This is a genomic window from Nonomuraea maheshkhaliensis, from assembly GCF_039529435.1.
GTDB classification, from domain to species: domain Bacteria; phylum Actinomycetota; class Actinomycetes; order Streptosporangiales; family Streptosporangiaceae; genus Nonomuraea; species Nonomuraea maheshkhaliensis.
This window is the reverse complement of record NZ_BAAAMU010000179.1, coordinates 1-8,126: the sequence shown is the minus strand read 5'-3', so window position 1 is coordinate 8,126 and position 8,126 is coordinate 1. Positions and strand designations below refer to the sequence as shown.

Sequence of the window (8,126 nt, the reverse complement as noted above, 5' to 3'; positions counted from 1 at the left end):
GACCCCCGCCCGGCTGATCGCCGAGCGGGTTCCGCCGGGCGCGAACGTGCTCGTGGTCGGCGGCTCCGGACTGCGCCTGGCGGTGCGCGATCAGGGGCTGCGGCCGGTCTCGACGGCCGCCGAGTCGCCGGCCGCCGTGGTGCAGGGGATCGCCCCGGGGCTGTCGTACGGGCTGCTGTCGGAAGGCGCGCTGGCGGTGCGGCACGGGGCGCTGTTCGTGGCGTCGAACGGCGACAGCACGATGCCGACCCGGCGCGGTGAGCTGCCGGGGAACGGCGCGATGGTACGGGTGATCGCCGCCGCCACCGGCGTCGAGCCCGTCTACGCGGGCAAGCCCGAACCGCCGCTGCACCGGGAGTCGATGATCCGTACGGGGGCGCGCAGGCCGCTCGTCGTCGGGGACCGGCTCGACACCGACATCGAAGGGGCGACCAACGCCGGGGTGGAGAGCCTGCTGGTGCTGACCGGGGTCGCCACGCCCGCGGACGCGCTGACGGCTGAGCCCAGGCACCGGCCCACGTACATCGGCGAGGACCTGGGGGCGTTGCTGCGGCCGTATCCGGAGGTGCGTGACGGCGCCTGCGGAGGATGGCGGGCGCGGTGGCGGGACGGGGTGCTGTTCCTGGAGGGGGAGGGCAGCAGGATCGACGGGCTGAGGGCCGCCTGCGACGCCGCCTGGGCGGCGGCCGGGGATGGGCGGGCGGAGGAGGATGCGGTCAAACCGGTGCTCGACCGCATCGGCTGAGAGACCCTTCCTGACCGCTCCACGCGGATGGCCGGCCAGTGCTGGGGATGGTTAGTGCTCCTGCGTGTGCGCCCTCGGTGCTCGCCGCCTGCGCCTCCTTGTGGTGCCAGGGCCTGTGGCCTGGTGATCCTGGGGGTTTGCGCGGGCGGCTGGGGGTGGCGTTCAGAGGAGTCTGCGGAGGCGGAGAAGGTCGCCGAAGCTGGCGTCGATCTTCACCCGTCCTCCGAGCAGCGCTCTGGCCAGGTCCAATTCCCCGTCGACCAGCGCGATCAAATCGTCGCTCACGATCGTGAGCTTGACGTCGGCGGCCTTGCCGTCCGCGGGCGGTTGCTCGGTGAACGGGTCCAGCCCCCCGTGGTGCAGCCGCCCGTAGAAGATCACGTCGAGGTCGGACACCCGGCAGCTGACCGTGCGCTCGACCACGTGCTTGGCCCGGTCCGCCTCGTCGATCTCGTCGAACTGGGCCACGAGCTTGGTCAGTGCCGCTCGGCAGTCCTCGACGCTTGCCATGATGCGTATCCTTTCTTCCCTTTGCGGACGGTAGCGTTCCACATCAGTAGCACCCCCGTATGGGCTTCAACGTGTGACACGCCTGCCAAGGTCCCGGCACCTCCCGGGAGGCGTTACGGTCGAGTCATGAGTGAGCTGCCGGAGGAGACCGGCGACGAGCGGGTCGATGCCATCGTGGCGCGCCTCGGCGGGCTGGGCGAGCTGCCCGTGAGTGAGCACGTCGCGCTCTTCGACGAGGCGTTCTCGGGGCTGGAGAGCACGCTCGCGGCCGTGGACGAGCCGACGGCGGGCCGGCCCTCGCCGGACGGACGACCCGCGCCGGGCGGACCGATGCCGGGCGGACCGATGCCGGGCGGACCGATGCTGCCGGGCGGACCCACCCCAGGCGGACCGACGTCGGCCGGGCCGGCTCCAGGCGCGCCGGTGCAGGGTGGGCCGCGGCCGGGTGGGTGGTCGGCGGGCGAGCGGGCCGTGGGACGCCCGTGAGCCGCAGGATCCGGCTCGACAGCGAGCTCGTGCGCCGCGGCATGGCCAGATCGCGCGAACAGGCCGTCCAGCTCATCGAGGCCGGCCGGGTCAGCGTCGGCGGTCAGCGGGCCCAGAAGGCCGCCACCCAGGTCGACACCGCCTCCGCCATCGTCGTGGCCACCTCGGACGACGGGCCCGACTACGTTTCGCGAGGAGCGCACAAGCTGCTCGGCGCGCTGGACACGTTCGAGAACCTGAAGGTGGAGGGCCGCCGCTGCCTCGACGCGGGCGCCTCCACCGGCGGGTTCACCGACGTGCTGCTGCGCCGCGGCGCCGCCCACGTGCTGGCGGTGGACGTCGGCTACGGGCAACTGGCCTGGTCGTTGCGCAACGACGAGCGGGTGACCGTCATGGAGCGGGTCAACGTACGCGACCTCACCCCCGAGATGGTCGGCGAGGAGCCGCCCACGCTGGTGGTGGGCGACCTGTCGTTCATCTCGCTGCGGCTCGTGCTGCCCGCGCTGGCGGCGGTGGCCGCGCCCGCGGCGGATTTCGTGATGCTGGTGAAGCCTCAGTTCGAGGTGGGCAAGGATCTGGTCGGGGCGGGCGGGGTCGTGCGCGATCCCGCGCTGCGGGCGCGTTCGGTCCGCGACGCCGCGGCCAAGGCGACGGAGCTGGGGCTGAGTGTGCGCGGCGTGACCGCCAGCCCGCTGCCCGGACCGTCGGGAAATGTGGAATATCTGCTCTGGCTCGGCAAGGGGGCAGGCGAGCCGCAGGTCGCCGACCTCGACGCCGAGATCGAGCGGGCCGTCGCGGAAGGGCCGCAATGAAACGGACTGTGCTGGTCGCCGTGCACACCGGGCGCGGCGCCGCCATCGACAGCGCCCGGCTGGTGATCAACCGGCTGGTCGACGCGGGCATCAACGTCAAGGTGCTGGACGCCGAGGCCGGCGAGATCGGCTGCGGCGTGGCCGAGGCGGTGCCCGCCGACCCGGGTGCGGCCAAGGACGCCGAGGTCATGATCGTGCTCGGTGGCGACGGGTCGCTGCTGCGCGCCGCCGAGCTGGCCAGGCCCACCGGCACGCCGCTGCTGGGCGTCAACCTCGGTCACGTCGGGTTCCTGGCCGAGGCCGAGGTCGCCGATCTCGCCGCGGCCGTCGACAGTGTGGTGGCCGGCCGGTACGACGTCGAGGAGCGGATGACCATCGATGTTCTCGCCCGGCAGAACGGCCGCGTGCTGGCCGACACCTGGGCGCTCAACGAGGTCACCGTCGAGAAGCAGGAACGCATGCTGGAGGTCGTCGCGGAGATCGACGGGCGGCCGCTGTCCCGATGGGGCTGCGACGGGGTGATCTGTGCCACTCCGACGGGCTCGACCGCCTACGCCTTCTCCGCGGGCGGCCCCGTCGTCTGGCCGGAGGTCGAGGCACTGCTCATGGTGCCCATCAGCGCGCACGCGCTGTTCGCCAAGCCGCTGGTGGTCTCGCCGCGCTCCACGCTGGCCGTCGAGATCCTGCCCGACACCCCCGGGGGCGTGCTGTGGTGCGACGGGCGGCGCAGGTTCGAGCTGCCGTCCGGGACGCGGATCGAGGTCCGCAGGGGCGCCGAACCCGTTCGGCTGGCGCGGCTGCACGGGGTGGAGAGCACCGGCGCGCCGTTCACCGACAGGCTGGTCGCCAAGTTCGAGCTTCCTGTCCAGGGGTGGCGCGGAAGGGTTCGTCCTTGAGTGAATGGGCGCAGGAGGACGGAAGGGTTCGCCTCTGAGCGAATGGCCTGGCGAGGGCGGAAGGGTTCGTCCCTGAGTGAATGGCCTGAGTGAATGGAAGGCGGAGCGCGTAGGATCACGTGGGCATGATGAAACGCCTCCGGCGGCGTCGGACACGGCAGTGAACGGGAGTGGGCAGTGCGACCAAGGGTCGAGGAGGTCCGCATCCAGGGGCTCGGCGTCATCGACGAGGCCGTGCTCGAGCTTTCGCCTGGCTTCAACGTGGTCACCGGCGAGACGGGTGCGGGCAAGACGATGGTCGTCACCGGGCTCGGCCTGCTGTTCGGCGGCCGGGCCGATCCTTCGCGGGTCCGGCCGGGAGCCGACCGGGCCTCGGTCGAGGGCACGCTCGTCATCGAGCCGGGCGGGCGCGTCGCCCAGCAGGTCGAGGACATCGGTGGCGCGGCCGACGACGGCGAGCTGATCATCTCCCGCACCGTCTCGGCCGAGGGCAGGTCCAGGGCGTGGCTCGGCGGGCGCACGGTGCCCGTGGGCACGCTCACCTACCTCGCCGACGACCTGGTCGCCGTGCACGGGCAGATGGACCAGCAGCGGCTGCTGCAGCCGGCCAGGCAGCGGGCGGCGCTCGACCGCTACGCCGGCGACGAGCTGGTCAAGCCGCTGCGGGCCTACTCCCAGGCCTACAAGCGGCACAAGAAGGTGGGCGCGCAGCTCGAAGAGCTGACCACCAGGGCCAGGGAGCGGGCGCAGGAGGCCGATCTGCTGCGCTTCGGGCTCGAAGAGATCGAGAAGGTCGATCCCAAGCCGGGCGAGGACGTCGAGCTGCGTGGCGAGGAGGAGCGGCTCTCGCACGCCGACGCGCTGCGCAGCGCCGCGACCACCGCTCACACGGCGCTGCTCGGCGACCCGATGGAGGCCGCGGGCGGCCCTCACGACGTGATCTCGCTGCTGGGCGAGGCCCGCGCGGCCGTGGAGGCCGTGCGCGACTTCGACACCCAGCTCGCCGGGGTGGCCGACCGGCTGGCCGAGGCGGGCTACCTGATCTCCGACGTGGCCACCGACCTGGCGGCGTACGCGGAGTCGATCGAGGCCGATCCGGCGCGGCTGGCCGCCGTCCAGGAACGCCGTTCGGTGCTGTCCGGCCTGATCCGCAAATACGCCGAGGACAGCGCGGGAGTGCTGGCGTGGGCGCAGCGATCGTCGGCCCGCCTGGCCGAGCTGGAGGGTGACGACGAGCGCATCGGCGAGCTCACCCGCGAATACGAGGAGCTGACCACCCGGCTCACCGACCTGGCCGACGCGCTCACCGCCGTCCGTCAGGCCGCCGCCGAGCGGTTCGGCCAGGCGGTGACCGACGAGCTGACCGCGCTGGCCATGCCGCACGCCAGGGTCGTGGTCCAGCTCAGCCAGAGCCCGGAGTTCGGCCCCGAGGGCCGCGACGAGGTGGAGCTGCGGATGGCCGCCCATCCGGCCGCGCCGCCGCTGCCGCTCAACAAGGGCGCCTCGGGCGGTGAGCTGAGCCGGGTGATGCTCGCCATCGAAGTGGTGTTCGCCGGCGCCGATCCCGTGCCGACGTTCGTGTTCGACGAGGTCGACGCGGGGGTCGGCGGGAAGGCCGCGGTCGAGATCGGCCGCAGGCTGGCCCGGCTGGCCCGCACCGCGCAGGTGATCGTCGTCACGCACCTGCCGCAGGTCGCGGCCTTCGCCGACCAGCACCTCGTGGTCGAGAAGGCGAGCGACGGCAGCGTCGTGCGCAGCGGCGTCGTCACGCTCAACCACGAGGGCCGGGTGCGCGAGCTGTCCCGGATGCTGGCCGGTCTGGAGGACTCCGAGCTCGGCCGGGCGCACGCGGAAGAACTGCTCGGGCTGGCGGCGGCCGACAGGTGATCCTGGGTGACATAGCGGACACGCCGCGTCATGCGTGGCCTCCGCGCTGTTTCCCTCTGGCAGGATGGTCTTGATGAAGGTTCCGGGAAGCAGGATGCCGGGCCTCCGCGGGAGGAAGGTCGGAGACCTTCCCGGTGTAACGGCAGTGGCGAGAATCGACCGGCGGACCAAGAGGCTGACAAAACGCCTCCAGCCCGGGGAAATAGCGATTATCGACCATGTTGACGTTGACCGGGTCAGCGCGGAGGCTCTCGTCGCGTGCGGTGCTTCGGCCGTGGTCAACGTGGCCAGCGGCATCAGCGGCCGCTATCCCAACCTGGGGCCTCAGATTCTGCTCGACGCCGGGGTGCCGTTCGTCGACAACGCCAACCAGGAGTTGTTCGAACGGGTCAAAGACGGTGATGTCGTACGCGTCTGCGATGGCGTCGTCTACCTCGACGACGACGTGGTCGGCAAGGGCGAGGAGCAGACCCCGGAGGCCGTCGAGTCGGCCATGGCCGAGGCGCGCGCCGGTCTGGCCGTGCAGATCGAGGCGTTCGCCGTCAACACGATGGAATACGTCCGCGGTGAGGGCAAGCTGCTCATCGACGGCGTCGGCGTGCCCGAGATCCGCACGCCCATGGAGGGCAGGCACGTCCTCATCGTGGTGCGCGGATATCACTACAAAGAAGACATCGCCACGCTGCGCCCCTACATCCGCGAATACCGCCCGGTCCTCGTCGGGGTGGACGGCGGCGCCGACGCGCTGCTGGAGGCCGGTTACCTGCCCGACGTGATCGTCGGCGACTTCGACTCGGTCTCCACCAAGGCCCTGACCTGCGGCGCCGAGCTCGTCGTACACGCCTACCGCGACGGCAGGGCGCCCGGTCTCGAACGGGTGCACCAGCTCGGCAGGGAAGCGGTCATCTTCCCCGCCACCGGCACCAGCGAGGACATCGCGATGCTGCTGGCCGACGACAAGGGCGCCGAGCTGATCGTCGCGGTGGGCACCCACGGCACTCTGGAGGAGTTTCTCGACAAGGGCCGCTCCGGCATGGCCAGCACCTTCCTCACCCGGCTGATCATCGGCAGCAAGCTCATCGACGCCAAGGGCGTCAGCAGGCTCTACCGCAGCCGCATCACCACGTCCCAGCTGCTCCTGCTCGTGATCACGGCGCTGATCACCATGGGGGTCGCGCTCTTCCTGTCGCCGCTCGGCCAGACCTGGCTCAACGGGCTGCAGGACGTCTGGAACGCATTCATCTTCTGGTTGGTCGGACTCTTCTCGTGATCGATTTTCGCTACCACCTCGTCTCCATCGTCGCGATCTTCCTGGCGCTCGCGGTCGGGATCGTGCTCGGCACCACGCTGCTGCAGGAGCCGGCGGTCAAGTCCGCCCAGGAGCTGACGGCCCAGCTCACCAAGACGAAGGAGGAGCTGCGGGCCCAGATCGACACGCTGCAGGGCCGCGAGGCGGGCAACGACAGCTTCATCACCTCCGTGACGCCCGACCTGGTGTCGGGCGACCTGGCCGGCCAGCGGGTGCTGCTGATCGAGACGCCGGGCTCCAGCACCGCCGCGCGCGAGTCCGTGCAGCAGGTGCTCGATCAGGCCGGGGCCGAGATCTCCGGCCGGGTCACGCTGACCGAGAAGTTCCTCGACCCCAAGGGCAGAGGCGTGCTCGACGGCCTGGTCAACCAGCTCAAGCCGGTCAACATGGTCTTCCCCGCCACCACCACCAGCTGGGACCGCGCCGCCACACTGCTGGCCTCCGCCCTGGTCACCACCGACCAGACCCAAGGCGGCACCCCCAACACCGCCGCCGCCGACGTCGTCAGCACGTTCGAGACCGGTGGCCTGCTCAGCACCGAGGGCGAGGTGACCAAGCGGGCCACGCTCGCGGTCATGTTCGCGCCGGAGAAGGCGTACGAGGGGGAGAGTGCCGAGGCCCAGGCGGGCGCGCTCGTCTCCGTCGCCGACGGCTTCGACGTCGGCGGCATGGGCACGGTGCTGGCCGGGATGGCCGCCACCACGGCCCTGCCCGGCGACGCGATCAGCGCCGTACGCGACGAGGGCGAGGTCTCCAAGCGCGTGTCCACCGTCGACACCGTCGACATGCCCCTCGGGCGCGTCGTGGTCGTCTATTCTCTCCGCGAACAACTGGCCGGGCGCGCCGGCCAGTACGGCGTGGGCAGGGGAGCCTCGGCCGCCATGCCTGTGGAGACGTCCGCCACCCCGTCCCCCACCGCAACGTCAGGGAGCTGACATGCCAGCCAGCCGGGCCCGTGGCCTGCTGTACGCCCTCGCCGGTGCCGCGATCGGCGCCGCCGCGGCGCGGGCCGCCTACGCGGCGTTCACCCGCAACCGCCCCGCCGACCTGAGCGGCCACTGGACCAGGAAGAACCACCGCGGCGAGCCCATCACGCTGCTCGAAGGCCCCGCGTTCGTGGCCGGCTCCACTGCCGCCGCCGCGCTCGCGCCCGGCCTGACCCCGCGCGTACGCGCCGCCGCGCTGCTGGCCGGAGCCGGCAGCGGCGCGCTCGGCGCCTACGACGACCTCTACGGCACCACCTCCTCCAAGGGCTTCAAAGGCCACCTCAGCGCGCTGAGCCGCGGCGAGGTCACCAGCGGAGCCGTCAAGATCCTCGGAATCGGCGCCACCGGCCTCGGGGCCGCCGCCCTCGTCTCGCAGGGCGCCGCCGACACCCTGGTCAACGGCCCCACCATCGCCGACACCGCCAACCTGGCCAACCTCTTCGACCTGCGCCCCGGCCGCGCCATCAAGGTGGGCCTGCCGACCGGCGGCCCGCT

The 8,126-nt window shown here is 71.9% G+C and carries 8 protein-coding genes and 1 pseudogene; 8 read left to right on the top strand and 1 reads right to left on the bottom strand.

The window, feature by feature from the left end:
• On the top strand, window positions 1–745 hold a 745-nt coding region (locus ABFX54_RS52320; RefSeq protein ID WP_346114760.1), incomplete at its 5' end, for an HAD hydrolase-like protein.
• 162 nt (window positions 746–907) lie between these two features.
• Here ABFX54_RS52320 and ABFX54_RS52315 read toward each other — a convergent pair.
• A complete protein-coding gene (locus tag ABFX54_RS52315) occupies window positions 908–1,255 on the bottom strand; it encodes an SCP2 sterol-binding domain-containing protein (protein ID WP_346114759.1) in 348 nt (115 codons plus the stop codon).
• A gap of 126 nt (window positions 1,256–1,381) precedes the next feature.
• On the opposite strand from ABFX54_RS52315, the gene ABFX54_RS52310 reads away from it, so the two are divergent.
• The 7 genes and pseudogenes from ABFX54_RS52310 to ABFX54_RS52280 form a co-directional block, all read left to right on the top strand.
• Window positions 1,382–1,741: a hypothetical protein gene (locus ABFX54_RS52310; protein WP_346114758.1), complete on the top strand. Its 360-nt coding sequence runs from the start codon at window positions 1,382–1,384 to the stop codon at window positions 1,739–1,741.
• A complete protein-coding gene (locus ABFX54_RS52305) occupies window positions 1,738–2,553 on the top strand; it encodes a TlyA family RNA methyltransferase (RefSeq protein WP_346114756.1) in 816 nt (271 codons plus the stop codon). The genes ABFX54_RS52310 and ABFX54_RS52305 overlap by 4 nt, the downstream gene beginning before the upstream one ends.
• A complete protein-coding gene (locus ABFX54_RS52300) occupies window positions 2,550–3,449 on the top strand; it encodes an NAD kinase (protein WP_346114755.1) in 900 nt (299 codons plus the stop codon). The genes ABFX54_RS52305 and ABFX54_RS52300 overlap by 4 nt, the downstream gene beginning before the upstream one ends.
• A gap of 177 nt (window positions 3,450–3,626) precedes the next feature.
• Window positions 3,627–5,336: a DNA repair protein RecN gene (gene recN / locus ABFX54_RS52295; RefSeq protein ID WP_346114754.1), complete on the top strand. Its 1,710-nt coding sequence runs from the start codon at window positions 3,627–3,629 to the stop codon at window positions 5,334–5,336.
• Between the two features lie 73 nt (window positions 5,337–5,409).
• Complete coding sequence (gene steA, locus ABFX54_RS52290) at window positions 5,410–6,606, top strand: putative cytokinetic ring protein SteA (protein WP_346114753.1); 1,197 nt, start codon at window positions 5,410–5,412, stop codon at window positions 6,604–6,606.
• A complete protein-coding gene (locus ABFX54_RS52285; protein ID WP_346114752.1) occupies window positions 6,603–7,580 on the top strand; it encodes a copper transporter in 978 nt (325 codons plus the stop codon). The genes steA and ABFX54_RS52285 overlap by 4 nt, the downstream gene beginning before the upstream one ends.
• 1 nt (window position 7,581) lies before the next feature.
• Window positions 7,582–8,126, top strand: a pseudogene (locus ABFX54_RS52280) (hypothetical protein); the annotation flags it as partial.

Bases quoted from the DNA above. Each gene is read 5' to 3' on its own strand.
- ABFX54_RS52315 (WP_346114759.1), bottom strand. From the start codon at position 1,255: ATGGCAAGCGTCGAGGACTGCCGAGCGGCACTGACCAAGCTCGTGGCC.
- ABFX54_RS52310 (WP_346114758.1), top strand. From the start codon at position 1,382: ATGAGTGAGCTGCCGGAGGAGACCGGCGACGAGCGGGTCGATGCCATC.
- ABFX54_RS52300 (WP_346114755.1), top strand. From the start codon at position 2,550: ATGAAACGGACTGTGCTGGTCGCCGTGCACACCGGGCGCGGCGCCGCC.
- steA (WP_346114753.1), top strand. From the start codon at position 5,410: ATGAAGGTTCCGGGAAGCAGGATGCCGGGCCTCCGCGGGAGGAAGGTC.